The organism is Anaerosinus sp. (assembly GCF_965318445.1).
Window position 1 is genome coordinate 113,920 of the sequence record NZ_CBDNNH010000023.1, and the last position, 25,454, is coordinate 139,373.

The following is a 25,454-nucleotide window of genomic DNA, read 5'->3' on the forward strand; positions in this document are numbered from 1 at the left end:
AGCAAGGCTTTTTTTAATACTTGTGTGGTAAATCTTAAGAAGAAAAATGTTTAGTTAAGATATGGAGGAGAGAATATGTGCAGAATTGGTTCAATAAAAAGTAAATTCCCAGTTCATCCATCGAAAGCATTACATTTAATGCTGCCTCAGCAGGAAGGTCATGATAACTCTGGTTTTGCGATGGTTATGCAAGACTTATATGGAGTTTTTGAAAATTATAAAGATAAACCTCTATTATCCCTTGCATGTACGCAACGCGGGGCACAACTCGTTGAAGATTATATGGATAGTCATAACTTTGTGCAGGTTGCAGAATGGATTCCTAAAGGAAACAAACAACTGGGATTAGATATTAAAGCAATGCCTTATTATATTTTCCGTAACTATGATTATCCTGAAAAATATCGCGATAAATCGAAAGAGGAGCGCGAAGAATTATTATTAGATACAAGATTGGCACTAAGAAAAATTTTAGAAGACGAAGATGAAGGGTATGTATATTCCTTTTGGCCGGATGTATTAACCCTTAAAGAAATTGGTGATCCAAGAGATATTGCTACGTATTTCCGTCTCTGGGATGACAGCGGGGATTTAATGGCAAAAAGCATTGTTACTCAATGTCGTCAAAATACTAATTATGATATTGTTCGTTATGCTGCACATCCGTTCTTTATTCAAGGTTATACGCTTTGTGCAAATGGAGAAAACACTTTCTATACGAAAAATAAAGAGTATCAAAAATCTTTGCATCGCGGCTATATTGGTTTTGAATCCGATTCGCAAAACTTTATCTATACGCTTCATTATGTTCTGCGCCAATTAAAATGGCCGATTAAATATTTTAAACACGTCATTACACCTTTGCCGTTTAATGAAATAGAGCAAAGGGAAGATCGCGAAGTTTTGGAAGCAATCCGCCAATCGCTTGGACATTTGGAGATTAACGGACCAAATACCATTATTGCGGTACTTCCGGACGGCAATATGATTACTTGTTGCGATTCTAAAAAACTTCGTCCGGTTGTTGTTGGCGGCGATGAAAACACAATTGCAATTTCATCTGAGGTTTGCGGACTCAATGTAATTTTGCCAAATCGTGATACGACGAAGGATATTTATCCGAATGAACGCGAAGTCGTTGTGATTAATAATGATTTGGAGGTGCAGAGATGGAAACAGTAAGAACGCAAGATGTAGGGAAAAATGATTTGAAATGGAAGATAGAATATCACGCAGAACGTTGTACAATGTGCGGAAGCTGTATTTCTGCCTGTACGATGAATGCAATTGAGGCAACGATGGCACGCCGCAGTGTGACGGTATCTAATGCATGTCAGCCGGACCCGGTAAAAGAGCATAAAGCTGTACCGGTAATTAAGCAAAAAGCTTCGATTGCCAATGCTTGTGTCGGTTGTGGAATGTGCGAAAAGGTATGCCCGAACAATGCAATTCGTCCAGTAAGAAACCCTGATCATCGTGTGAATTTATTAGCGCGTGATCATGGTCCGATTAAACGTGGCGGACGTACAAACTTGAATGCACAGCGTACTTTAGATAGCGTGATTGTTGGTCGCATCAGCCAAATGACAGACCCGGCACTTGACTCTGAACGACACACGTTTGATATCTTAGCGCCGTTTGGACGCGTATTAAATCCTAAAGAATTACCGCTTTCGTTAACGGGCGGCGAATTAAAAATGAACAAGAAAACACCACCGGTTAACTGGATTTATCCCTTGATTTTCAGTGATATGTCCATTGGTGCACTTTCAACACGGGCTTGGGAAGCAGTATCTTTAGCGACGGCGTATTTAAATGAAAAACACAATCTTCCGATTCGTATGTGTTCCGGTGAAGGCGGTATGCCGGTGAAATTGCTAGAATCTGAACGGTTAAAATACATGATCCTGCAAATCGCATCCGGTCATTTTGGTTGGAACAGAATTATTCAAGCAATGCCTAGAATGAAGGTGGATCCTGCCGGGATTTTGATTAAAATCGGTCAGGGTGCAAAACCGGGGGATGGAGGACTTCTTCCGGCGGCAAAAGTAGCAGAGCACGTACAGGCAATTCGTGGGGTACCAAAAGCAACATTAAGTTCGCCGCCAAATCACCAAGGGCTATATTCTATTGAAGAATCCGTACAGAAAATGCATTTATCGTTAAATGCTGCCTTTGGCTTTAGAGTTCCGGTAGCGATTAAATGCGCGGCTTCGGCAACGTCTGTTTCCGTTTATAACAACTTATTGCGCGATCCATATAAAATTTGTGGCGGGTTCTTCCTTGATGGGATTCAAGGTGGTACAGGGGCTGCAAATGAAGTATCGCTTGATCATACAGGTCATCCAGTCGTATCTAAATTGCGTGAATGCTATTTAGCGGCAGTAAAACAAGGTCTGCAAGGACAAATTCCGCTTTGGGCAGGCGGTGGAATTGGGATGACAGGCAACGCGGCAGCTGATGCGTTTAAGATGATCTGCCTTGGTGCAAATGGTGTTTTTGTCGGCAAAATTTTAATTCAATTGTTAGGTTGCGTAGGAAACGAACGGGGCAGATGTAATGCTTGTTCGACAGGAAAATGCCCGACGGGTATCTGTACGCAAGATCCGCGACTTGTGAAACGTCTTGATATCGATAAGGGCGCACAAAATATTGTTGATTACGTACTTGCGCTCGATAGTGAAATGCGTAAATTGATGGCGCCAATCGGCAATAGCTCGCTTCCTGTAGGCCGTTCCGATGCATTAGTGACAACAGATAAAGCGGTTGCAGATAAATTGGGAATACAATATGTATGTTAGGAGGGAAGCTAAGTGTTTAAAATTAATACATTAGAAAATCACAATCGTATGTCGACGCAGGATTTGCTCTTGGCAATCAGTGAGGCTTTAGCAAACGGAGAAACAGAATTTGCTGTGGCGGCTTCCGGCCAACATGATATTGGCGGTCCGTTATGGCATCCGGAGGGGAAAAAGTTAACATTCCGTGTGACAAACGCAGGTCAACGCGTTGGGTCCATGTGTCTTGATAATACAGAAGTTATTGTAGAAGGCTCGGCATCTGCCGATGTCGGCTGGCTGAATGCCGGCGGTAGAATTGTTGTAAAAGGTGATGCCGGTGATACGGCTGGACACTGTGCGGCAGGCGGGACGATTTATATCGGCGGTCGCGCTGGGACGCGTTCTGGATCACTCATGAAACATGATCCACTTTATGATGCACCGGAATTATGGGTGCTGAAAAATGTCGGCAGTTTTTCATTTGAATTTATGGGCGGCGGTAAAGCTGTTGTTTGTGGGTACGACAGTGAGCAGTTTGAGTCTGTACTTGGTGATCGTTCTTGTATCGGTATGGTTGGCGGTGTGCTTTATTTTAGAGGCAAAGCAAAAGGAATGTCTCAGGAAGTAAAAATCACAGCTTTGGATGCAGATGATATTGCTTATCTAGAAAGTAGGATGGATGATTTTCTGGGCGCAATAGAAAAGCCTGAACTTCGAGCGGAATTAACAAAATGGAAGGACTGGAAAAAGCTTCGTCCACTTGCTTTTGATGAAAAAAAACCAAAAGCACTGGAGAGCATAAATGAATATCGGACGACCGAATGGGTAAAAGGCGGCATTTTTAGCGATGTATGCATGGATGACTTCATTGTAAATTCTACGGTTGTGACAGGAATCTATCGTCAGCGCGTTCCAGCTTGGGACAATGCAAAATATGCGGCTCCGTGTGAATTTAACTGTCCATCCGGAATTCCGACGCAGCAACGTTACAATTTACTTCGTCAGGGCAAGGTGGAAGAAGCATATAAATTAGTACTTGAATATACACCATTCTCTGGATCAGTATGTGGCAGTGTCTGCCCAAATCCATGTATGGAAGGCTGTAGCCGTGCATCCATTGACCAAGCGATTCAAATTGGTTCACTTGGCAGAGAGTCTATCCATATAAAAGTAGAAAAACCATCCGTGCGCACTGGCAAGAAGATATCTGTTATCGGCGGCGGTGTAGCAGGATTAAGCGCAGCTTGGCAGTTGGCGAAAAAGGGTCATGATGTTACGGTATATGATGAATTTTCCGCAATGGGCGGTAAGCTTGAGCAAGCAATTCCACGCAGTCGGTTAGCGCATGAAATTTTAGAAGCGGAATTAAAACGCATTCAAGATATGGGCGTAACCTTTGTCAATAACTGCAAAGTAGATAGTGATAAATTTAATGAGATTAAAGTAGCTAGTGATGCCGTTATCGTTACCACCGGTGGACATAATCCTCGTGTATTCCCATGGCCTGGAAAAGAAAAAGTCGTAAAAGGGTTAGACTTCCAAAAAGCAGTGAACCGTGGTGAAAATCCGAAAGTCGGCAAACATGTGCTTGTTATCGGTGCAGGAAACTCTGGTATGGATGCTGCACTTGATGCGTATGAAATGGGAGCAGAAAAGGTAACTTGTATTGATGTGCAAAAGCCGGCAGCCTTTAAAAAGGAAATTGAACACTTTGAATCTCTTGGTGGCGATATCATTTGGCCTGTAATGACGAAAGAAATCACAGATAAAGGAATTCTCGCTGAGGATGGAAGATTCATTGAAGGCGACATGGTCATTGTAACGGTTGGGGAAACACCAATCCTAGATTATTTACCTGAAGGGTTAAACAAATTTCGCGATTGGTTAGTGCCAGGTGCAGATACGAGTGTTATGGCTGGTGTATTTGCGGCTGGTGACGTAGTGAAACCTGGCCGTTTAACGGATGCAATTGGGGCTGGTGCGAAGGCTGCAATGGCAGCAGATGCTTACGTAAATGGAGAAGCATATGCACAGGCAGTGAAGAAGGAAGTTATTCCAGCGGGACAAATAAATAAAGCTTACTTTGAAAAATGTCATGGTTGTGAATTGCCAGCGGCAAATCAAGATTTCAATCGTTGTATTAGTTGTGGTACTTGCCGAGATTGTAGTATGTGTCTTGAATCCTGCCCAGAAAAGGCAATTAGTAAAGTCGTTAAAGCAGACGGTACATTTGAATATGTTTCTGATGCAGAACGTTGTATTGGCTGTGGTATTTGCGCGGGCGTTTGCCCATGCGGGATCTGGACAATGAAGGCAAATGCAGAGAAAATCAATATGTATAGAACCTATAATAAGAATTAAATCAAGTAAAATAAGCCGACAAAATCATTGATTTTGTCGGCTTATTTGGGTTAGGGCGATAAAGTTAGAGTAATTATGTGAAAAAGATTAAATGTTTTTAGTGCTATTTTGAACGGATGATGTAACTTGTAAAGGAACGTCGCCATAATCATTTGGAGCGATAGACCCTTTGATAAAAGTGAGACTTAAATAAAAGGTTGATTTAAGAATGCTTAAGATCTCTATTTACTGAAAAAGAACTTTTTCAATAATTTATAATTTTACAGAAATATACAAGAAAAATGTTAAATTAGGTAATTTATTGACAGGCCCGAGGGGCAGTGTTATGATGATAAAGTATTACCATGGAAAATATTTCTTGCGATTTATTGAAATGATGTGAAAACTAAATATTGAAGGGAACAGGTGCCCGTGAGGGCTTAATAGGGAAGTTCGGTTCAATGCCGGCGCGGTCCCGCCACTGTAATAAGGAGTTAGTCCAAGATATGCCACTGGGGTGAAAACTTTGGGAAGGTTTGGATGAGCGATGATTTAAAGCCAGGAGAACTGCCTGTTTATCAATCACCGAATATGGAGATTAGATGCTGCGTTAACTGTTGGATAGAACAATTCAAAGTTTAATGTTGACCATCCATTCAGTCCATACAACCTACGAGTGATAGGGAGGGGATAAAATAACAGCATTTATATTGCTATTTTACCCAGCTTCGTGCTGGGTTTTTATGTTTTTATTTGCTGATAATTGAAATCTGCCTTTTCGAAGAGGTAGATTTTTTTGTTAGTAAGATGGATTGTGTAGTTAAGAAATTTTTAGGAGGATAAATCGGGGATGAAACATTACAGCCAAAAAAAGAAAGCAATCGGGATGGCGATTGTTTGTGGAATGATATTGGGCACGCAATTATCAATCGGTAGAGAGATTGCTTGGGCAAATGAAGAAGTATTGGATGAATTTTATTTAGATGGTGTTGTTGTAACTGCGACAAGGACTGATCAGACAGTAAAAGAAGTTCCTACCACAGTACAAGTAATCACACGTCAAGATATTGAAAAGCGACAATCTAGAACGTTACGGGATGTTTTGCAAAATGCACTAGGGGTGACCTTGTGGAAGGATTTTCAGGGAAGATCACAAGTGAGAATTCGTGGCTCGGAATCAAGACATGTTTTAATTATGGTTGATGGCAAACGGATGAGCGGAGAACTTTCGTATAACTCAGCCAATGCGCATGAAATCGATCGAATCAATATGGATAATGTGGAACGTGTTGAAATTATCCGCGGTTCTGCCGGTTCGCTGTATGGAAGCGATGCAATTGGCGGCGTTGTCAATATTATCACGCGACAACCAATGAAAAAACAAGGCTCGATTAATTATGATTATTCATTTTATGAACATGGTGACAGTGCAGGTCCGACAACTAGTATTTTTTATCAAGATATCAATGAGACAGGAAATATGAGTTGGAAGATATCGGGAAGTTATAACGATAGTAAGCCATTCTATGTAGATAATGAAGGAACAAGTAATAATTATTTTGGCAAAGAGCAAAATATTGATTTTGGCATGACCTATACGGCTGAAAATGGAAATCGCTTAAGTTTTGATTTCGGACAATTGAACGAAGACACACAGCGTTCAGAAGCGGGGCAATCTTATCATCCGATGATGCCAAAATCAGATAAAATTAATAAAAATGAAAATAAACGTACGAATTTATCGCTGAGCTATGAGGGTGAAGATGCTAAACAAAATTGGTCGGTTCGGGCATATCAGTCGAAATATGAAAAGGAATATTTTATTTATAAACAGACACGGCGCAATAATATTGTTACTATACCTTATACATTAAATAGTTTCGATTGGGTGAATCGTACAATTAATGTCCTTGAAGGAAAAGACAGCTGGCAACTGGGTGATAAGCATCTAGCTACAGCTGGTTTTGAATGGAGACAAGATAAATCGGAAGGAACGAGAATAAAAACCGATCTAAATAGTAAAAAAACGAGTGATGAAGCATCTATTGACTATGTTTCCTTGTATTTTCAGGATGAAATTCGTCCAAATGATCAATGGCTATTTATACCATCCATAAGATTTGATCATAGTAATTTATTTGACTCTGCTTGGACAGGAAATTTAGCATCTACTTATCACATTGCTGATGATACTAGGTTAAAGTTTGTTGTGGGACAAGGTTATAAGACACCGACGATTAATGAACTTTATCATGCTTGGGAAATGTTTGCAGGCAGCGCGATGGGCGGACCAGGTCAGTATTTCCAGGGAAATCCTAATATTAAGCCGGAAAAATCATGGAACTATGAATTAGCATTAGAAAAAGATTGGAATGATAAAACAACAGGACATTTTGGTTTATTTAGAAATGATGTTAAAGAATTAATTACATCTACTTGGACTGGTAAATATGTGGATAGTGCTGGAGACTTAGTTTCCAGTATGATACCGACAAAAGACAAATTAATGACGTATAAAAACATTCCCGAAGCGAGAATGCAAGGAATAGAAGCTTCAATCCAGCATCAATTGAGTGATGAAGTAGATTTGAACTTTGGCTATGTTTATTTAGATGCAAAAGATCAAGGAAGCAGTCAAAGACTAGAAGATCGTCCTAGACATCAGCTTAATTTAGGATTGTTTTATCATCCGAAGGATACGAACTGGCAATTTAACTTGGATGTAGTAAGTAATATTGATTATTGGGCGAGCAAAGATGGCAATATTACAACGGGGGATAAAGAAATGGAAAATAGCACATTTACAGTAGTTAATTTCTTAGCACAAAAAGATTTAGATGCGAGGGCAAGCCTATACTTAGGCATAGATAATCTCGGCAATTATCATGATTATAATAAAGATGTATATGGAAGAATGTATCGTGTTGGAATCAACTGCAAATTCTAGTTTGGTTAGGACTGAAAGTGAGTGTTGTATGAATAAAGGATTAATAGTGGTTAGTGCAATTTTATTTATTGCAGCTAGTATATTGTTTTCTGGATGTGGGAATAAAGAATCTTTGACTTTAGGGGAAAATCATAGCCAGAACTTGACAATCATCGACGATAATCATCGCGAAGTGTTATTGGCAAATACACCAGAACGAATTGTGGTGTTATCACCATCCTTTCTAGAAATTTTGGATCAGGTACAGGGGAAAGTTGTCGGACGGGCAACCTCACAGATTGCTCAGATTCCCGAGCGATATAAAGATAGTGCAGAAGTTGGTTTTGTTTATCGAATTAGCAGTGAAGCTGTAGTGAGCTTACAGCCTGATTTAGTCATTGCCTATAAAGGAATGCATGAGAATTTGCTACCAATATTGGAGGAAAACCATATTCCGGTGATTGTACTTAATCTGAAAACTTATCAAGACGTAAAACGAAATTGCGAATTATTAGGGCTGGTTTCCGGTCATGCAGATTTGGGGCAAGACTTGGCAAAAAAATTAGATAACGGTGTCCAAGATGCTATAGCAAATGTTCCATTAGTTAGCAAGAAAACAGTGATTTTACATACGACAATGAATGATATTTCCGTAGAAACGGAGGATAGCATCGCAGGAAGTGTGGCTGCATTACTTCATTTAGATCTGGCAATTAAGTCTGGAGATATGCCAATCGCAAAGATGAATGGTATGGCATCCCCAGATAAAATTGTATATAGCATGGAAGCACTCGTAGAAAAAGATCCTGAAGTATTATTTATTACTTCAATGGGAGCTAACGGAGGCGCACTTGAACGGATTAAGTCAGAAATGGAAAATAATCCGGCATGGTTAGAGTTGCAGGCAGTAAAAAATAAACAAGTTTTCTTTTTATCAGAGAACTTATTTTTACTCAATCCCGGGCTGCGATATCCAGAAGCAGTCCGCTATATGGTAGAACAATTATATCCGAAAAATGAATCGCGATAAGGAAGATGGATTTGGGGGAAAGAGATATCATGATGAATTTGACGAATGGATTAGCTGAGTTTATGCAACTGGAAAATCATAAAGAATTATTCGGGCTAAAAGCAACACGAAAGATGAGTGAGTTATTTAATGATTGCACACTTCAATACTCGCCGCGTCATCTGCTACCAATTATGCCACCTAAACAGCAAATTCGCTTTCGTGAACAGGCGATGATAGCAGCAAAAAAAAATAAAAGCGCAGTATATATACATATCCCATTTTGTAAGCAACGCTGTAGTTACTGTAATTTTTGTGGCTATCCAAGTGATTTAGCAATGCAAGAGGAATATGTTGATTTGCTATGTCAAGAGTTATCACTAATAGAAGATTTTGAGTACTATCAAAGTCAGATGATTTCAGCAGTTTTTATCGGTGGAGGTAGCCCTAGTGCATTAAATGAAGATCAGTTAGAACGGTTATTAAGTAAAATAAGAAAAGTTTTTTTACTGGAATCTGGCTGTGAATTTACATTTGAAAGTAATATCACTGACTTTAATGAGGCTAAATTAGCGATTTGTTTAAAGTATGGTGTAAATCGCTTTAGCTTTGGCGTTCAAACGTTTTCTACGGATTTACGACGTAAATTAGGACGGTTGGCTGAACAAAAAGTTATTGTAGAAAAGCTAAAATCGCTTGCCCAAACAGGGGTAAATGTCATCGTTGATCTTATCTATGGATTGCCGGGACAAACTATGGAAGATTGGCAAAAGGATTTGGAATTCTTACTGCAATGCAATGTTACAGGGGTAGATTTATATAAATTGCAACGTTTTCCTCATTCAATACTGGAAGAGAAGCTTAAAACTAGAGCATATCCACCGTGCCCAGCGGCAGATGAGCGAATGAAATTATATGAACGAGGAGCAAGCTATTTGCAGGAAAATGCTTGGCAGCAGCTGAGTTGTTGCCATTTTACATGCGGCGAAAAAGATAAGAGCCTTTATAATAAACTTGCCAAAAATGGCAGTGATATTTTTGCTTTTGGTGCTGGAGCCGGAGGCAGTATTGGAGAGTTGGAATATATTCAAGTACGCGATTTAAATGCATACAAGAAAAAGGTAGAGAAGCAGGAAAAGCCTTTTGCGATGGTATTTCAACGCGATCACTTTTCTTCGCTATTTGCAAAGATAAGCGGACAATTAGACTGTGGCTATTTAGATCTAGATGGTCTAGAGAAAAGTTATGCGATTGAACTAAAGCCTGGACTTTTACCTTATATGAAATTATGGGAAAATCAAGGACTCTGTATAAGTAAAAATAATGATATCATGTTGACAACGCACGGAAAATATTGGATGAGATGGATCGCAAGATTTATTTTATGTGGTTTGCAATATGCAATTTATGGAGCGGAAAACAGCCAAAATAAGCAGATGTCAATGATGTCAGAAATGATGAATTTGCGATAAGGTGGAGTCGTGAGATGAACAAATATTTGATTGTTTACTCTAGTAAAACAGGAAATACAAAGCAGATTGCAGAAAGTATGTACTCTGCAATTGCCGATTTAGGGGATTTAAAGAGTATTGATGATGAAATTGAGTGGGAAATTTATGATGTAATTTTTCTTGGCTATAGCGTTGAATATGGAATGCCAAATAAAAAAGCACGAGAATTTTTGGCTAAACTACAAGGGAAATCCATTGTATTATTTCAAACATTAGGGGCAGAGGCAATGGGAGAACATGCGATGATTTCTTTAGCAAATGCTGTGCGATACCTTGGCTCAAATTGCAAAATCGTTGGGGCTTTTTCCAGTCAGGGAAAGATTGATCCTAACTTATTAGACCGCTTAGCAAAATTACCAGCCAATCATCCACATGCACCGAGCATCGAATCGCAGAAACGCTGGCAAAAGGCTGCTGTTCATCCCGATGCAACCGATTTACTGGAAGCGCATGAGTTCGCTTTAAAAATAAAGAAGCGGATGAATTTTTTAGCCCAGAAATAAAAAATAAGCCGATAAAAATCATTGATTTTTATCGGTTTATTTTGGTTACTATAACAAAGATGTTTTATCTGTTGTACGGATCTTTACATCAGCGATTGCAGCTAGCTTTCCATTCGTAGAAGCAATTGCGTTTTTCGCAATCAATTGATTCATTACGCTTTCAACTTCACTACGTGTTAAGTTGTCCCTAGGTTCGGCTAAACTGATGCTCAGCTCTTTATCAGCTTCAGTTTTGAAAACCATCTCTAATGTTTTTGCCATAGATCATTCCTCCTTTCTATATTTCATTTAATACCATGCTTATTCCGAAGCTAATGCAAAACTGTCTTGGCGATTGATAGATGTAAGCGGATACTTTTGTAAACTTGCCATCGCTTCACCGATTAAGAATAAATCGTTATCAGCGATTGATGGATTGAATTTACTGAAAGTTCTTGATGTATAAACCAGATTACCGAGTTTATTTGTTCCAGTTTGAACTTTGAGAATTAACTTTGTTGCTTCATTACCTTTATTTACTGCCATTTGCCTCACCTCCTTCTAAGTTTTTACATTCAATATGTGAACAAATTTAAACGTATTTCCAATACTAAAAAATTTAAATTGATTTTCTAGCATAAATATGCAAAATAAAGGCAAAAATCATGTATACAATGCACAATCGATGTATATATTGACAATTTTTACTGTGGAAAGTAATAATATATAAATGTAGGGTATTGAATCTTTAATTGGGGGTAAGGAAAAACATGATGTATGTACAAAAGATTATTGATAAGGTAATTGCTGATAATCCAGGTGAGGAAGAGTTTCATGCAACGGTTAAAGAGGTATTGACTTCTATCGCACCTGTGGTAGAAAAGCATCCAGAATATCAAGAACAAGCTATTTTAGAGCGCATTGTTGAACCCGAACGCGTGATTATGTTCAGAGTTCCTTGGGTGGATGATCAAGGCAAAGTTCAAGTGAATAAAGGCTATCGTGTACAATTTAACAGTGCAATTGGTCCATACAAAGGCGGATTGCGCTTACATCCAAGTGTGAATTTAAGCATTATTAAATTCTTAGGATTTGAACAAATTTTTAAAAATTCTCTAACAGGACTGCCAATCGGTGGTGGTAAAGGCGGTTCTAACTTTGATCCAAAAGGAAAATCTGATAACGAAATCATGCGTTTTTGCCAAAGTTTTATGACGGAATTATCTCGTCATATTGGTCAAGATACAGATGTACCAGCAGGGGATATAGGCGTTGGCGGCAGAGAGATTGGCTATTTATTTGGACAATATAAACGCATCAGAAACGCTTATGAAGCTGGTGTTTTAACTGGTAAGGGTTTAGGGTACTGGGGAAGCTTGGCACGTAAAGAGGCAACTGGATACGGGTTGTTATACTTTGTTCGACATATGCTTGCAGATGCAAATGAATCTTTAGCAGGTAAAACAGTAGTGATTTCTGGGTCTGGAAATGTTGCTACTTATGCAATCGAAAAGGCGCAGGAATTTGGTGCTAAAGTGGTGGCTTGCTCTGATTCTAATGGATATATCTACGATAAAGATGGTATTGATCTTGATGTTGTAAAAGAAATTAAAGAAGTTAAACGTGGTAGAATTTCTGAATATATAAAAGCTCGTCAAAATGCGGAGTATCATGAAGGTTGTAAGGGTATTTGGACGATTAAGTGCGATGTTGCGCTTCCTTGTGCAACACAAGGCGAAATTGATTTAGAATCTGCAAAAGTACTTGTGGAAAATGGTGTATTTGCTGTTGGCGAAGGTGCAAATATGCCATCAACGCTAGATGCAATTGATTATTTTTTAGAAAAAGGCGTTTTATTTGCTCCTGCAAAAGCTGCAAATGCTGGCGGTGTAGCAGTGTCTGCGCTTGAAATGTCGCAAAATTCTATGCGTTATAGCTGGACATTTGAAGAAGTTGATAATAAATTAAAAGATATTATGAAAAATATCTATGAAAACTCCACAAAAGCTGCGGAAGAATATGGATTCAAGGGAAATCTAGTTGTTGGTTCTAACATTGCTGGTTTCAAAAAAGTGGCGGATGCTATGATTGCCCATGGTGTAGTTTGATTTTAGATAACTAAGTTATATTTTTAATAAAGCTAAGGGTCTACGGAAGAATATTCGTAGACCTTTTTTCTTACATTAAATAAAAACAAATGTACATTTACAATATACAAAAATATAAAAATAATACTTGACTATTGTAAATCGTGTAAACTATAATAGTCACATGGTCATACAGACCGGAACGCAAGAGTCTGTATACTAGGGATCTATAATGGGAGGGATTTATAATGAAATTGGGAAAAAAGCTCATGGCACTCACAAGTTTAGCTTTAGGTGTAACGATGATGGGCGCAATATTTACCGGATGTGGTGGTAATCAAGCATCCAATAGCAGTGAAATTAAAATTGGAGCAAACTTTGAATTGACAGGTGGAGTTGCTAACTATGGTTCACAAGGTCTTAATGGGCTTAAGTTAGCAATTAAGCAAGCCAATGAAAAGGGTGGTGTACTTGGTAAACAAATTAATCTTGTAGTTGCGGATAATAAATCAGAAGCTTCTGAAGCAGCAAATGCAACAACAAAATTGATTTCTAATGATAAAGTAAAAGTAGTTGTTGGGCCAGCTACAACTTCAAATGTATTGGCGACTTTGCAAATTGCGGAAGATAATAAAATTCCATTAATTGCACCAATGGGGACAAATCCTAAAATTACAGTTGAAAATGGGAAAGTAAAACCTTATGCTTTCCGCAGTTGCTTTATTGATCCGTTACAAGGGGAAGTAATGGCGAACTTCGCGACGAAAACATTAAATGCAAAAACAGCGGCAATCTATGTAGATGCAAGTTCTGACTATTCTAAGAGTTTGGCGGAAGTATTTACAAAGATTTTCGAAGCGCAAGGTGGCAAAGTTGTAGCACAAGAAGCTTTCTTACAAAAAGATCAAGACTTTAAATCTACATTAACGAAATTAAAAGCAGGAAATCCTGATGTTATTTTTATCCCAGCTTATTATGAAGAAGTTGGCAAGATCGTTAAGCAAGCACGTGAACTTGGTATTAACATTCCATTAATCGGTACAGATGGTTGGGATGATTCCAAGCTTACTGAAATTGCTGGTGCTGACCCATTAAACAATACATATTTCAGCTCTCATTACTCCGTGCAGGATAATGATGCAAGCGTAAAAAGCTTTATTGAAGCATATAAAGCTGAATATGGTCAAGAACCAAGCGTATTCGCCGCTCTTGGCTACGATGGCGGCATGATGTTAATTGATGCAATTAAACGTGCCGGCAGCGATGATCCGGAAAAAATTCGTGTAGCTTTAGAAGAAACAAAAGATTTACAGGTTGGTACAGGGATTATTACAATGAGTGCAACGCATGATCCAATAAAGAGTGCGGTTGTTCTTGAAATGAAAAATGGTGAAAAAGTATTTAAAGAAAAGATTAATCCAAACAAATAATTGATTGAATTAAATGAAAAGTGGCAGAATTTTTCTGCCACTTTTTTTCTTTATAAAAAGTAAATTAATAATTTTTTTTAGTTTACAGAGTGGACTGTTTTCTAGGAATTTCGTAAATTAGATTATGAAATGTGCACTGCAAGGGGACAAATGGTGCGTTTGTGCGTTAATAGAAGTATTGACAATTTATCTTTAGACTTCTACAATTAAAACAATTGAAACGCCACACGATACATTTGTACAGGCTAGGCGTATTTTGTAGGCGACAAAGAGGAGGAGTTTCATGTTTTTGGGAAAAGTGAAAAAAGCAGTGTGTGCAGCTTTAACAGCAAGTGTACTTGCTTTGGCAGTTGCAGGTTGTGGCGGTGGGGCATCAAACAGCGATACAATTAGGATTGGTGCGAACTTAGAAATGACAGGAACGAATGCTACGTTTGGTCAGTCGGCAACAAATGGCGCCAAATTGGCGATTAAAGAAGTCAATGCAAAAGGTGGCTTGCTTGGCAAACAAATTAGTTTAGTTGTAGCGGATAATAAATCAGAAGCGGCAGAGGCAGCAAATGCAATGCAAAAATTAATTACACAAGATAGAGTATTGGCTGTAATTGCTCCAATTGCATCTTCTAGTGTAATTGCAGGTGCACAAGTAAATATGGACGGTAAAGTATTGGCAATCAGCCCTACTGCATCCAATCCAAAAGTAACAGTGGATCCTGAAACGGGTAAGACTCGTGACTATTTATTTAGAGCGGCGTTCATTGATCCGTTCCAAGGTTCTGTAATGGCAAATTTTGCGGCTAAATCTCTAAATGGTAAAAACGCTGCATTATATATTGATAACTCTAGTGATTATGCAAAAGGGTTAGGACAATTTTTCGAAGAAACTTTTATAAAAAATGGCGGTAAAATTGTTTCTAAAGAAGCATATCTCGCAAAAGATACAGACTTTAAGGCAACTTTAACAAAAATTAAAGCTGCAAATCCGGATATTTTATTTGTACCTGGATATTATCAGGAAGTCGGGATGATTATTAAACAAGCGCGTGAACTTGGTATTAATTGTGCCGTTCTTGGTGGTGATGGCTGGGATAGTGCAAAGTTACCTGAAATTGCAGGAAATGAGGCGTTAAACAATACATACTTTGCAAGCCATTACTCTCCAGAGGATAACAGCCCAGCAATTAGAACTTTTGTTGATTCTTATAAAGCTGAATATGGACAAGTTCCAGATTCCTTTGCTGCATTATCTTATGATGCAACGATGATGATTATTGAAGCGATTAAACGTGCTGGCAGTGAAGACACCGTAAAAATTAAAGATGAATTGGCAAAAACAAAAGAATATCAAGCGGTTTCTGGAATAATTACATTAAATGAAACGCATGATGCGGTAAAGAGTGCTGTAGTTATTGAATTTAAAGATGGAAAACAAACATTTAAAGAAAAAGTAAATCCTTAAGAGAATAAAATGCACAGCGATGATACAGAGTACATTGCTGTGTATTTTTAATATGTACAAAATACATAAAAATGTCCTCGTGTAGAAAACTTTTATAAAAATACAAAAATATAATGCAAGATAAAAATTACATTTGTATTGTAGAGAAAGAAAATATTCAAAAATGTGTTATTGACACGTTATAAGTGTGCTACTATAATAGATAACAGCAAAGAAAAACTTGTCAGATTAAAAGTCATAATGTAAATATTTCAAAGACTCAAGGTGGAGTTTACCTAGATGAAAGCAGTAGAAAAAGGTAGCTAGAGACCTTTTAGCCGATATGTCGGTGGCTAAAGGTCTTTTCTTGATTTTATGGTGTTTTCATTAAGTCTAAATCACAGTTTTTCGCGTGAGGATTTTTAAAATGGAGGAAATTGTATGGAAATGTCATCCTTTATGGAACAATTGATTCAACAGTTAATTAATGGTATTTCCCTAGGGAGTATTTATGCTTTAATTGCGCTTGGCTATACGATGGTTTATGGAATTATCAAATTAATTAACTTTGCCCATGGTGATATTTATATGATCGGTGCATATGCAGGTTTTTTTGCTACGGCAATGTTTAAGCTGCCATTCATCCCAGCCCTTTTAGTTGCAATGGTCGTCTCGGGCATTATTGGTATGATTATTGAAAGATTGGCGTATCGTCCACTTCGTCATGCGCCAAAAATTGCAGTTTTAATTACTGCCATTGGTGTATCACTACTATTAGAATATGGTAGTATGTTATTATTTACCCCACAGCCACGTACTTTCCCAGCAGTATTTGAGGCAGTTACATATCACTTTGGCCCGTTCGTTATCAACAGTCAGCAATTAGTGATCATGCTTGTTTCTGTTATTTTAATGGTTGTATTGACTTATGTAGTTCAAAAAACGAAAATTGGTAAAGCTATGCGTGCAGTATCGTTTGATACTGATGCGGCTCGTTTAATGGGGATCGATGTTGACAGAATTATTTCTGCTACATTTGGTATTGGCTCAGCGTTAGCTGCTGCCGCTGGTGTTTTAGTAGGCGTATATTATAACTCTATCGATCCATTAATGGGCATCATGCCTGGTCTTAAAGCCTTTGTTGCGGCAGTTCTTGGCGGTATCGGAATTATACCAGGAGCTATGGCAGGCGGTGTAATACTTGGTGTTATTGAAGCCTTAGTAAGTGGGTTTATTTCTTCCACATTTCGTGATGCAGCGGCGTTTGCCATCTTAATTATTATCCTGTTATTTAAGCCTTCAGGATTATTTGGCAAAAACACGCGTGAGAAAGTGTAGGTGGCACAGATGAAGGCAGTAACAAAGAAAGATTTAAAAATTATTGGTCTTTGCGTACTTGTTTACGCGATTGTCGAAGGTTTACTTCAAGCAAATTTTATTGGTTCGTTTTGGGAGCTTAACTTAATATTAATTGCAATTAATATTATTATGGCGGCTAGCCTTAATCTTATTAATGGATATACAGGGCAGTTTTCACTTGGACATGCGGGTTTTATGGCAGTTGGTGCTTATGTAAGTGCGATTATTACGGTGAAATTTCAATTGCCATTTCTTTTAGCAATTGTTGTTGGTGCACTGGCATCGGGATTACTTGGTTTACTCATCGGGTTGCCAACGCTTCGCTTAAATGGTGACTACTTAGCGATTGCTACGCTTGGATTAGGTGAAATTATCCGTATTACGATTCTAAACATTCCTTATGTTGGCGGTGCATCTGGATTCATGGGAATCCCACGCTATACTAACTTCGCTTGGGCGTTCTTCGTTTGTTTATTTACGTTGTTTTTTATTAAGAATTTAGTCAATTCTTCACATGGTAGAGCATGTATTTCTATTCGTGAAAATGAAATAGCAGCGGAAGCTATGGGAATTGATACGACGAAGTATAAAGTATTGGCATTTACGATTGGCGCTGCTTTTGCGGGAGTTGCTGGAGCATTATTTGCGCATTACTTTTATATTGCCCATCCTGCATCATTTACATTCATGATGTCCTTTAACTATTTAACAATGGTAGTTATGGGGGGGCTTGGTTCCATTACAGGTTCTGTTGCTGGTGCGGTTATTTTAACTTTCGTTTCGGCAGCACTTGCAAGTTGGCCAGAATGGCGTATGATTGTGTATTCATTAGTGTTAATTCTCTTAATGATTTATCGTCCTCAAGGATTATTTGGTAATGTAGAATTAACAAACATAGGAATATTTAAACGTTTCAAAGGAGGAAATAAGCAATGAACTTATTAAAAGCAGAAAAACTGTCTAAAGTCTTTGGCGGTCTAAAAGCTGTATCTAACTTTGAAATGCATATTGAAAAAGGTGAATTGATAGGGCTAATTGGCCCAAATGGCGCGGGTAAAACGACGGCATTTAACCTTTTGACTGGTGTATATCAACCGACGACAGGTGTAATTGAATTTGATGGCGAGAGTGTTATTGGTCTTAAACCATTCCAAATCACGCAAAAAGGAATAGCGCGTACCTTTCAGAATATTCGCTTGTTCTCGGAGTTAAGCGTACTTGATAATGTAAAAATTGCTTATCATTCTCATGTAAAATATTCAGTGGCGGAAGCTGTATTTCGCGTAGGTAGATACTTTAAAGAAGAACAAGAAATTGAAGAAAAAGCAATTGAATTTTTAAAAATCTTTAAATTAGAGCATAAAAAGGATGAAATTGCAAAAAACTTGCCATATGGTGAACAACGCCGTTTAGAAATTGCTAGAGCTCTTGCAGCTAAACCTAAATTGTTACTTTTAGACGAGCCTGCCGCCGGGATGAATCCACAAGAAACACAGCAATTAATGGAAATGATTCATTGGATTCGAGATGAATTTGGTTTAACTATTTTATTGATTGAACATGATATGAGTCTTGTTATGGGTGTATGTGAACGTATTTATGTGCTTGAATACGGTAGCATTATCGCACATGGCACTCCTGACGAAATTAAAAATAACCCTAAGGTTATTGAGGCTTACCTTGGTGAGGAGGTTGTGTCCTAATGCTAAAGATAGAAAATATTAATGTATTTTATGGCGCGATTCATGCGATTAAAGATATCAGCATTGAAGTAAATGAAGGTGAGATTGTTACTTTAATCGGGGCGAATGGTGCAGGAAAGAGTACAACACTTCGTACGATTTCAGGATTATTAAAACCGAAAACAGGCAAGATTACTTTTGAAGGTAAAGATATTGCAGGGATACCAGCGCAAGCTATCGTAAAAACTGGGATATCTCAAGTTCCAGAAGGTCGTCGTGTATTTGCGAACATGACAGTAATGGAGAATCTAGAATTGGGTGCATATATCAGAAGTGATAAGTCAGGTATTGCAGAAGATATGAATTCTGTATTTGAACGGTTTCCACGTCTTTTAGAGCGTAAATCACAATTGGCTGGTACATTGAGTGGTGGTGAACAACAAATGCTTGCTATGGGCAGAGCTTTAATGAGTCGCCCTCGTTTGCTCCTTTTAGATGAGCCATCTATGGGGCTTGCACCTTTACTCGTAAAAGAAATTTTTACAATCGTACAAGAAATTAACCGTACAGGAACGACAGTACTTCTCGTTGAGCAAAATGCAAATATGGCACTTTCTATCGCCAATAAAGCTTATGTTTTAGAAACGGGCAGAATTACGTTATCTGGTGATGCAAAAGAATTGGCAGCAAGTGAAGAAGTACGTAAAGCATATCTTGGAGGTTAATGGAATCACAGCTTATTTTTACTAAAATTTATTAGGCAAAAAAAGGTTTCAGGTATATAATTAAAATATAAGAATGTGCGAGTGAGAGGAGTGTTTTATTGTGTTTGTAAGCGATATTATGACAAAAAACCCTGTTACGGTTTCTCCTGATCTTATGGTGGATGAAGCTGCATTGATTATGAATAAGAATCGTTTTCGCCGCTTGCCTGTGGTCAAAGACGGCAATGTTGTTGGTTTTATTAGTGATCGCGATATTATGCAGGTCGCACCATCCCCAGCGACTACTTTGTCAAAATATGAGGTAAACTCGTTGTTGGCGAAGATTAAAGTGAAAGAAATCATGAGTAAAAAGGTATATACGATTCAAGCAAATGCGCCAATTGAAGAAGCAGCTCTTATGATGTGTAATAATAAAATTGGTGGAATGCCGGTAATTAGCAGTACGGGTGCTATTGTTGGCATTATTACAGAAACCGATGTATTCAAAGCAGTTGTTGATATTATGGGGCTTACAAAGGCAAACACAAGACTAACGATTCAAGGTGATGATAAAGTTGGTGTTGTACAAAACGTTTCAGCGGTATTTGCCAATATGGGGATTAACATTACGAGTTTAGTAAGTACACAGACTGGGAAAAAAGGAAAATTTGAATTGGTTGTACGTGCTGATATTGATAATGTAGATGAGATTAAAGCAAAGCTTGCAGAAAAGGGCTATGAACTTATTCATCTCGCAAAAATTTCTTAATCGTGATAGAGCTAAGCATGATTGCTTCTATAAATATAGGGAAGCAATCATGCTTTTTATTTTTCTTGCCAAAAATAATTTATAGATGTAATATTAGTTATGAAATATATTTCATAACTAATATTACATCTATAAGGGAGGGCTTATGTGGCAAGACCGCAAAAGGAGCGAATGGTAGAAAAGATTCCAAAGGTTATCTACTATAAACCAGCTGGTATTCCGCTAAATGAGATAAAAGAATTGTCATTGACGATTGAGCAAATGGAAGCAATTCGTTTGATTGATATAGAATTACTAGATCAAGCGACGGCTGCGGAAAAAATGAATGTATCAAGACCTACCTTTAATAGAATTTTGAATAAAGCACGCCGGATTATTGCCTTAGCATTATGGCAGGGGGCGGCGATTCGGATTGAGGGCGGAAATTTCCAAATAGCTGAGATGGGAAAGCGACTATATTGTAATAAGTGTGGATATACATGGGAGATAATGATAAAAAAAGAGGTTTGCCAGCATATGAAAAAGTGTCCACATTGCGAGAGCGAAGTAATTTGCGAATAGATGAATTTTACATAATGATATGAATAAAATAGGAGCGATAGATTTGATATTAGATATTGCAACTGAAGCAATGAATCAAGAACAGAAAAAACGTTTGCAGGAAGAAAAATTGCGAACCCTTTTTCAACGAGTGTATGAAAAGAGTGAGTTTTATCGTGAAAAAATGGATAAGCTAAAGATTGATGCGGAAGCTAAAGATGTTTTTGGCAGCTTAGAAAAAATGCCGTTTACGACAGATGAAGATATCAAGCGTTGTTATCCCTTTGGTCTGCTTACAATGCCCGTGAGCGGTGTTGCCTTTTTTGACTATTCGCTAGAAGAAAAAATTGCTGCAGGTTTTACGCTCAATGATAGAATGCGAAGAATTGAAACGATTTGTCGCAGCTTAGTAGCCTGTGATATCACCATGTGTTCAACGCTCTTGATAGATTCTCATGGCATTGGATTGGATGAATTGAATCTTATGCAGCAGGCAGCTGAACGTATTGGGATTACAGTATTGATAAATCATGATAGAGATTTAGTAAATATGATGGCTGTGCTGCGTGATTTCGGGGTGACAACGCTTTACACATCGACTGAAAGAAGTAAAAATTTTGGTGCATATTTAAATGAAAATCGTCAAAAGTGTTTTTTGCAGAGTATTTTATGCAACGCTTCCCATTGTAATGATCAAGAAAAAAGCGATTTAGAAACGCAGTTTAATATCCCTGTATATCGTTTGTATAATGTAGCGGAAAAGCTAGGCTTGTTTATTGGTAGTGAATGTGTTCATCAAGAGGGGATACATATTCATGATGACTATTTTTATGTTGAGGTGATAAATCAAGATGGGATGGCATTGCCGTACGGTGAAAGTGGAGAGCTTGTCGTTACGACATTAAGTCATGAAGCTATGCCTATTCTGCGATATAGAACAGGGAAAAAAGCGGTTATGGAAAACTCAGTATGTAAATGCGGACGTACTTCATTGAAAGTACAGTTCTTTTCATAATGACGATAGTGGAGCTATTGATTCTTATTGCTAATTGCAAATAATAAACGAATATATTTAGGAGATGAACTTTATGGCATGTGGAATGGGGCAAAACAAACAATATGAAGAGCAAAGTAAGAAAATTCAAGATTTGATGAAAAATATAAAGCATAAAATTGCTGTGATGAGTGGTAAAGGCGGTGTAGGGAAAAGTACAGTTTCAGCGAATATTGCAATTGGACTGAGCAAAATGGGGTATAAAGTTGGCTTGCTTGATGTTGATATTCATGGACCTAGTATTGCAGGTATTTTAGGGATAAGAGATGCTGCAATTGAATTTAATGAGGATAGAATGGTGCCTTATCCTTACTCGGAAAATTTAAAAGTATTGTCTATGCAATGTTTATTAAATCAACCAGATGATCCAATTATATGGCGTGGCCCCGCTAAAATTGGGGTAGTAAGACAATTTTTATCGGATACTGAATGGGGAGAACTGGATTACTTAATTATTGATACGCCACCAGGAACAGGGGATGAACCGCTTACTGTGGCACAAACGGTGGATGAATGTAAGGCGCTGCTCGTGACAACTCCACAGGAGATTTCTTTGGCAGATGTGAGAAAATCCATTAACTTTTGTAGACGCGTAAAATTACCTATTTTAGGTTTAGTAGAAAATATGAGCGGATTTGTTTGTCCAACGTGTCATACGCTGCATAATATTTTTCAATCAGAAGGTGGGAAGAAAACGGCAGCAGATTTTGATATAGAATTTTTAGGCAGTTTGCCAATTGATCCTAATGTTGTTGTAAGTGGTGATTCTGGACAAAGCCTTGCCGAAGATAGCCCTGTAAATGCTGGATTAGATGAAGTGTTAAAAAATATAATAAATCAGACGGAGAACAAATAGAAAAAGGCCTTAAGTAGTTATTGACATATGTCTATAATGTGTTATTATATAAATGAAAGCGACATATGTCAATAACTTAAGGGGATGAATGATATGCCAAGAAGAGATGGTACAGGTCCAAATGGAAGAGGCTGTTGTTTAAAAGGGCAGAACAATGGACAAGGAAAAGATAAATTTAGACAAGGCTATTGCCATGGCTTTAGTAGGAAAGAAAATATGTCTAATATCTCTACTAATCATCAAGAAAAATAGTATAATAAAAATAAAACCAGAGGACGCTCTGGTTTTACTTTTATTATACTAGGGGGAATCTTAATGCCAAGACCGCGTAAATGGAGACGGGTTTGTAGGATGCCACAAAACGATTGTTTTGGACCTTTAAATAGTGCATCGAATATGGATATTGTCATGACCGTAGATGAGTATGAGGCGGTACGTCTCATTGACTTAGAAGGATTAAGCCAAGAAGATTGTGCACAAAGGATGAATGTAGCAAGAACTACAATTCAAGGAATTTATAGCGCGGCTAGAAAAAAGTTGGCAGATACATTGGTGAATGGTAGGCGGCTAATTATTCAAGGCGGTGATTATCAATTATGTGAAGGAGATTTTTGCAATAAGGGCTGCCGTAAAAAATAAACTTAATAAGTGTGACTTTATCACCGATAAAAAAAGTGTTTTAATATATAATAAGCGTAATTTAGGGATAAATTTTTAAAGGATAAGTGAGAAAATCTTCTTAACTTTGTGATAAAGGGAGTGCTTATTATGAATAAAAAGCAGAAAGTATTGATTATTGGTGGGGTGGCTGGAGGAGCTTCAACTGCTGCACGATTACGTCGCTTAAATGAGCAGGCCGAGATTATTTTATTCGAGCGAGGCGAGCATATTTCGTTTGCAAATTGTGGACTGCCGTATTATATTGGCGGGGAAATAAAAAACAGGTCATCGCTTTTGGTGCAAACGCCACAGCGCTTTAGAAATAGATTTAATATAGATGTTCGAAATTACCATGAAGTAGTAGAAATTCATCAAGAAGATAAAATGATTACTGTTCGCAATCTCCAAACAGATGAAGTCTATCAAGAAAGTTATGATCAATTGGTTTTATCTATGGGAGCAGAACCGATAAAGCCTAAGATAGCGGGGCTTGATTCAAAAAAGATTTTTACGTTGCGGAATATACCTGATACCTTGAAGATGAAAACGTATATTGAGCAAAAAAAACCAGCGCATGCAGTTGTGATAGGTGGAGGATTTATTGGGCTAGAAATGGTTGAAAACCTTCATAAAGCAGGTGTCCAAGTTGCATTAATTGAAGCGGGAAATCAGGTTCTGGCACCGCTTGATTATGATATGGCGTGTGAAGTTCATGCTCATTTGCGCAGTAAGGGAATAAAACTTTATTTAGGAAACGCTTTACAGGCGATTCATGAAGCGGAGAATCATGTTGTTGTTGATTTAAAGAATGGTGTGATAAAAACCGATATGGTGATTATGGCAATTGGGGTTCGACCTGAGAGTGATATTGCGAGAAAAGCAGGAATTGAATTAAATGAGCGTGGTGCAATTGTTGTCAATGGAAAAATGCAGACATCTATTCCTGATATTTTTGCAATTGGAGATGCGATAGAAGTTATTGATTTTGTTACAAAACAGCCAACATTTGTTCCACTTGCAGGGCCGGCGAATAAACAGGGGAGGATTGTTGCCGATGTAATTTGTGGATTCGATCGTTCTTATCAGGGAACACAAGGATCCTCGATTCTAAAAGTTTTTGATTTAACTGTTGCAACTACAGGTATTAATGAAAAAACAGCCAAAAGATTACAGCTAAATTACGAAAAATCATTTACACATTCAGAAAATCATGCAAGGTATTATCCAAATGCAATGGATATGTCGCTTAAGACTATTTATGAAAAAAGTACGGGGAAAATCTTAGGGGTTCAGATTGTGGGTTATGGTGGTGTAGATAAACGTTGTGATATTTTTGCAACGGCAATTCGTGCGCAAATGACGGCTTATGATTTAACAAGACTAGAGTTATGCTATGCACCACCGTTTGGTTCAGCGAAAGATGCTGTAAATGTGGCTGGATTTGTGATTGAAAATATTTTGACGGATAAAATGCATATTTTTCATTGGCATGATATTGCGGATTTGCAAAAACGTAAAGATGTTACATTATTAGATGTTCGAACTATTGAAGAATATAATAATGGGAATATTTCTGGTTTTATAAATATTCCGCTCGATGAATTGCGCGAAGCCTTGCCCCTATTAGATAGTTCAAAGCCGGTATATGTGGCATGTGCAATTGGGCTTCGAGGTTACCTTGCAGCGAGGATATTGATGCAACACGGTTTTGAAGTCTATAACTTAAGTGGTGGCTATCGGTTATATCAGTTTATTGATGAAGAAAAAATTGAAATTTGATATGATTTTGTCAAATATATTTGTTAATGATGGTCGATAAATATAGAT

Annotated in this window: 23 protein-coding genes and 1 riboswitch; of the genes, 21 read left to right on the forward strand and 2 right to left on the reverse strand. The window is 37.9% G+C overall.

Going from position 1 to position 25,454, the window contains the following annotated elements:
* The first annotated feature begins 75 nt into the window (after positions 1-75).
* The 7 genes from ACWZFG_RS11580 to ACWZFG_RS11610 all read left to right on the forward strand — a co-directional run bounded on the left by ACWZFG_RS11580 (position 76) and on the right by ACWZFG_RS11610 (position 11,069).
* The gene (locus ACWZFG_RS11580) at positions 76-1,182 is read left to right on the forward strand and encodes a class II glutamine amidotransferase domain-containing protein (RefSeq protein ID WP_177504639.1); all 1,107 of its coding nucleotides are present in this window, start codon (positions 76-78) and stop codon (positions 1,180-1,182) included.
* Positions 1,170-2,801 carry a glutamate synthase-related protein gene (locus tag ACWZFG_RS11585; protein ID WP_177504638.1) on the forward strand — a complete coding sequence of 544 codons (1,632 nt, stop codon included), beginning with the start codon at positions 1,170-1,172 and terminating at the stop codon, positions 2,799-2,801. The genes ACWZFG_RS11580 and ACWZFG_RS11585 overlap by 13 nt, the downstream gene beginning before the upstream one ends.
* Before the next feature lie 12 nt (positions 2,802-2,813).
* Complete coding sequence (locus tag ACWZFG_RS11590; RefSeq protein ID WP_177504637.1) at positions 2,814-5,141, forward strand: FAD-dependent oxidoreductase; 2,328 nt, start codon at positions 2,814-2,816, stop codon at positions 5,139-5,141.
* Positions 5,142-5,527: 386 nt separating this feature from the next.
* A riboswitch (cobalamin riboswitch) is annotated at positions 5,528-5,709 on the forward strand.
* A gap of 261 nt (positions 5,710-5,970) precedes the next feature.
* Positions 5,971-8,067, forward strand: a complete 2,097-nt coding sequence (locus ACWZFG_RS11595; protein WP_455577672.1) for a TonB-dependent receptor plug domain-containing protein — start codon at positions 5,971-5,973, stop codon at positions 8,065-8,067.
* 28 nt (positions 8,068-8,095) lie between these two features.
* Complete coding sequence (locus ACWZFG_RS11600; RefSeq protein WP_455577673.1) at positions 8,096-9,076, forward strand: ABC transporter substrate-binding protein; 981 nt, start codon at positions 8,096-8,098, stop codon at positions 9,074-9,076.
* Between the two features lie 11 nt (positions 9,077-9,087).
* Positions 9,088-10,527, forward strand: coding sequence for a heme anaerobic degradation radical SAM methyltransferase ChuW/HutW (gene hutW / locus ACWZFG_RS11605; protein WP_455577674.1), 1,440 nt, complete (start codon positions 9,088-9,090; stop codon positions 10,525-10,527).
* 14 nt (positions 10,528-10,541) lie between these two features.
* Positions 10,542-11,069: a flavodoxin family protein gene (locus ACWZFG_RS11610; protein ID WP_177504633.1), complete on the forward strand. Its 528-nt coding sequence runs from the start codon at positions 10,542-10,544 to the stop codon at positions 11,067-11,069.
* Positions 11,070-11,117: 48 nt separating this feature from the next.
* Here ACWZFG_RS11610 and ACWZFG_RS11615 read toward each other — a convergent pair whose 3' ends face one another.
* Complete coding sequence (locus ACWZFG_RS11615; protein WP_177504632.1) at positions 11,118-11,330, reverse strand: DUF2922 domain-containing protein; 213 nt, start codon at positions 11,328-11,330, stop codon at positions 11,118-11,120.
* Positions 11,331-11,369: 39 nt separating this feature from the next.
* Positions 11,370-11,594, reverse strand: a complete 225-nt coding sequence (locus ACWZFG_RS11620) for a DUF1659 domain-containing protein (RefSeq protein WP_177504631.1) — start codon at positions 11,592-11,594, stop codon at positions 11,370-11,372.
* Positions 11,595-11,818: 224 nt separating this feature from the next.
* On the opposite strand from ACWZFG_RS11620, the gene gdhA reads away from it, so the two are divergent.
* The 14 genes from gdhA to ACWZFG_RS11690 all read left to right on the forward strand — a co-directional run bounded on the left by gdhA (position 11,819) and on the right by ACWZFG_RS11690 (position 25,406).
* A complete protein-coding gene (gene gdhA / locus ACWZFG_RS11625) occupies positions 11,819-13,156 on the forward strand; it encodes an NADP-specific glutamate dehydrogenase (protein ID WP_455577675.1) in 1,338 nt (445 codons plus the stop codon).
* 227 nt (positions 13,157-13,383) lie between these two features.
* Positions 13,384-14,565, forward strand: a complete 1,182-nt coding sequence (locus ACWZFG_RS11630; protein ID WP_147669448.1) for an ABC transporter substrate-binding protein — start codon at positions 13,384-13,386, stop codon at positions 14,563-14,565.
* A gap of 283 nt (positions 14,566-14,848) precedes the next feature.
* The gene (locus ACWZFG_RS11635; protein WP_418626924.1) at positions 14,849-16,024 is read left to right on the forward strand and encodes an ABC transporter substrate-binding protein; all 1,176 of its coding nucleotides are present in this window, start codon (positions 14,849-14,851) and stop codon (positions 16,022-16,024) included.
* Positions 16,025-16,444: 420 nt separating this feature from the next.
* A complete protein-coding gene (locus tag ACWZFG_RS11640) occupies positions 16,445-17,341 on the forward strand; it encodes a branched-chain amino acid ABC transporter permease (RefSeq protein WP_147669452.1) in 897 nt (298 codons plus the stop codon).
* Positions 17,342-17,350: 9 nt separating this feature from the next.
* A complete protein-coding gene (locus tag ACWZFG_RS11645) occupies positions 17,351-18,298 on the forward strand; it encodes a branched-chain amino acid ABC transporter permease (RefSeq protein ID WP_177504629.1) in 948 nt (315 codons plus the stop codon).
* Positions 18,295-19,065: an ABC transporter ATP-binding protein gene (locus ACWZFG_RS11650; RefSeq protein WP_147669456.1), complete on the forward strand. Its 771-nt coding sequence runs from the start codon at positions 18,295-18,297 to the stop codon at positions 19,063-19,065. Before ACWZFG_RS11645 ends, ACWZFG_RS11650 begins: the two co-directional genes overlap by 4 nt.
* On the forward strand, positions 19,065-19,769 hold the full coding sequence (locus ACWZFG_RS11655) for an ABC transporter ATP-binding protein (RefSeq protein ID WP_177504628.1): 705 nt from the start codon (positions 19,065-19,067) through the stop codon (positions 19,767-19,769). Before ACWZFG_RS11650 ends, ACWZFG_RS11655 begins: the two co-directional genes overlap by 1 nt.
* Before the next feature lie 100 nt (positions 19,770-19,869).
* Entirely contained in the window at positions 19,870-20,517 is a 648-nt protein-coding gene (locus ACWZFG_RS11660; protein WP_147669460.1) for a CBS domain-containing protein, read from the forward strand.
* A 147-nt stretch (positions 20,518-20,664) separates the two neighbouring features.
* Positions 20,665-21,078 carry a DUF134 domain-containing protein gene (locus ACWZFG_RS11665; protein WP_177504627.1) on the forward strand — a complete coding sequence of 138 codons (414 nt, stop codon included), beginning with the start codon at positions 20,665-20,667 and terminating at the stop codon, positions 21,076-21,078.
* A 19-nt stretch (positions 21,079-21,097) separates the two neighbouring features.
* Entirely contained in the window at positions 21,098-22,072 is a 975-nt protein-coding gene (locus ACWZFG_RS11670) for a phenylacetate--CoA ligase family protein (protein WP_455577676.1), read from the forward strand.
* 73 nt (positions 22,073-22,145) lie between these two features.
* Positions 22,146-22,967: a P-loop NTPase gene (locus ACWZFG_RS11675; protein ID WP_177504625.1), complete on the forward strand. Its 822-nt coding sequence runs from the start codon at positions 22,146-22,148 to the stop codon at positions 22,965-22,967.
* Positions 22,968-23,060: 93 nt separating this feature from the next.
* A complete protein-coding gene (locus ACWZFG_RS11680; RefSeq protein ID WP_309320489.1) occupies positions 23,061-23,219 on the forward strand; it encodes a hypothetical protein in 159 nt (52 codons plus the stop codon).
* A gap of 63 nt (positions 23,220-23,282) precedes the next feature.
* Entirely contained in the window at positions 23,283-23,606 is a 324-nt protein-coding gene (locus tag ACWZFG_RS11685) for a DUF134 domain-containing protein (RefSeq protein WP_147669468.1), read from the forward strand.
* 129 nt (positions 23,607-23,735) lie between these two features.
* Positions 23,736-25,406, forward strand: a complete 1,671-nt coding sequence (locus ACWZFG_RS11690) for an FAD-dependent oxidoreductase (RefSeq protein ID WP_455577677.1) — start codon at positions 23,736-23,738, stop codon at positions 25,404-25,406.
* Positions 25,407-25,454 lie beyond the last annotated feature (48 nt).

Bases quoted from the DNA above. Each gene is read 5' to 3' on its own strand.
- ACWZFG_RS11610 (WP_177504633.1), top strand. From the start codon at position 10,542: ATGAACAAATATTTGATTGTTTACTCTAGTAAAACAGGAAATACAAAG.
- ACWZFG_RS11670 (WP_455577676.1), top strand. From the start codon at position 21,098: ATGAATAAAATAGGAGCGATAGATTTGATATTAGATATTGCAACTGAA.
- ACWZFG_RS11615 (WP_177504632.1), bottom strand. From the start codon at position 11,330: ATGGCAAAAACATTAGAGATGGTTTTCAAAACTGAAGCTGATAAAGAG.
- ACWZFG_RS11650 (WP_147669456.1), top strand. From the start codon at position 18,295: ATGAACTTATTAAAAGCAGAAAAACTGTCTAAAGTCTTTGGCGGTCTA.
- ACWZFG_RS11595 (WP_455577672.1), top strand. From the start codon at position 5,971: ATGAAACATTACAGCCAAAAAAAGAAAGCAATCGGGATGGCGATTGTT.
- ACWZFG_RS11580 (WP_177504639.1), top strand. From the start codon at position 76: ATGTGCAGAATTGGTTCAATAAAAAGTAAATTCCCAGTTCATCCATCG.
- ACWZFG_RS11620 (WP_177504631.1), bottom strand. From the start codon at position 11,594: ATGGCAGTAAATAAAGGTAATGAAGCAACAAAGTTAATTCTCAAAGTT.
- ACWZFG_RS11675 (WP_177504625.1), top strand. From the start codon at position 22,146: ATGGCATGTGGAATGGGGCAAAACAAACAATATGAAGAGCAAAGTAAG.
- ACWZFG_RS11600 (WP_455577673.1), top strand. From the start codon at position 8,096: ATGAATAAAGGATTAATAGTGGTTAGTGCAATTTTATTTATTGCAGCT.
- ACWZFG_RS11685 (WP_147669468.1), top strand. From the start codon at position 23,283: ATGCCAAGACCGCGTAAATGGAGACGGGTTTGTAGGATGCCACAAAAC.
- ACWZFG_RS11690 (WP_455577677.1), top strand. From the start codon at position 23,736: ATGAATAAAAAGCAGAAAGTATTGATTATTGGTGGGGTGGCTGGAGGA.
- ACWZFG_RS11635 (WP_418626924.1), top strand. From the start codon at position 14,849: ATGTTTTTGGGAAAAGTGAAAAAAGCAGTGTGTGCAGCTTTAACAGCA.
- ACWZFG_RS11630 (WP_147669448.1), top strand. From the start codon at position 13,384: ATGAAATTGGGAAAAAAGCTCATGGCACTCACAAGTTTAGCTTTAGGT.
- ACWZFG_RS11585 (WP_177504638.1), top strand. From the start codon at position 1,170: ATGGAAACAGTAAGAACGCAAGATGTAGGGAAAAATGATTTGAAATGG.
- ACWZFG_RS11680 (WP_309320489.1), top strand. From the start codon at position 23,061: ATGCCAAGAAGAGATGGTACAGGTCCAAATGGAAGAGGCTGTTGTTTA.
- gdhA (WP_455577675.1), top strand. From the start codon at position 11,819: ATGATGTATGTACAAAAGATTATTGATAAGGTAATTGCTGATAATCCA.
- ACWZFG_RS11640 (WP_147669452.1), top strand. From the start codon at position 16,445: ATGGAAATGTCATCCTTTATGGAACAATTGATTCAACAGTTAATTAAT.
- ACWZFG_RS11645 (WP_177504629.1), top strand. From the start codon at position 17,351: ATGAAGGCAGTAACAAAGAAAGATTTAAAAATTATTGGTCTTTGCGTA.
- ACWZFG_RS11655 (WP_177504628.1), top strand. From the start codon at position 19,065: ATGCTAAAGATAGAAAATATTAATGTATTTTATGGCGCGATTCATGCG.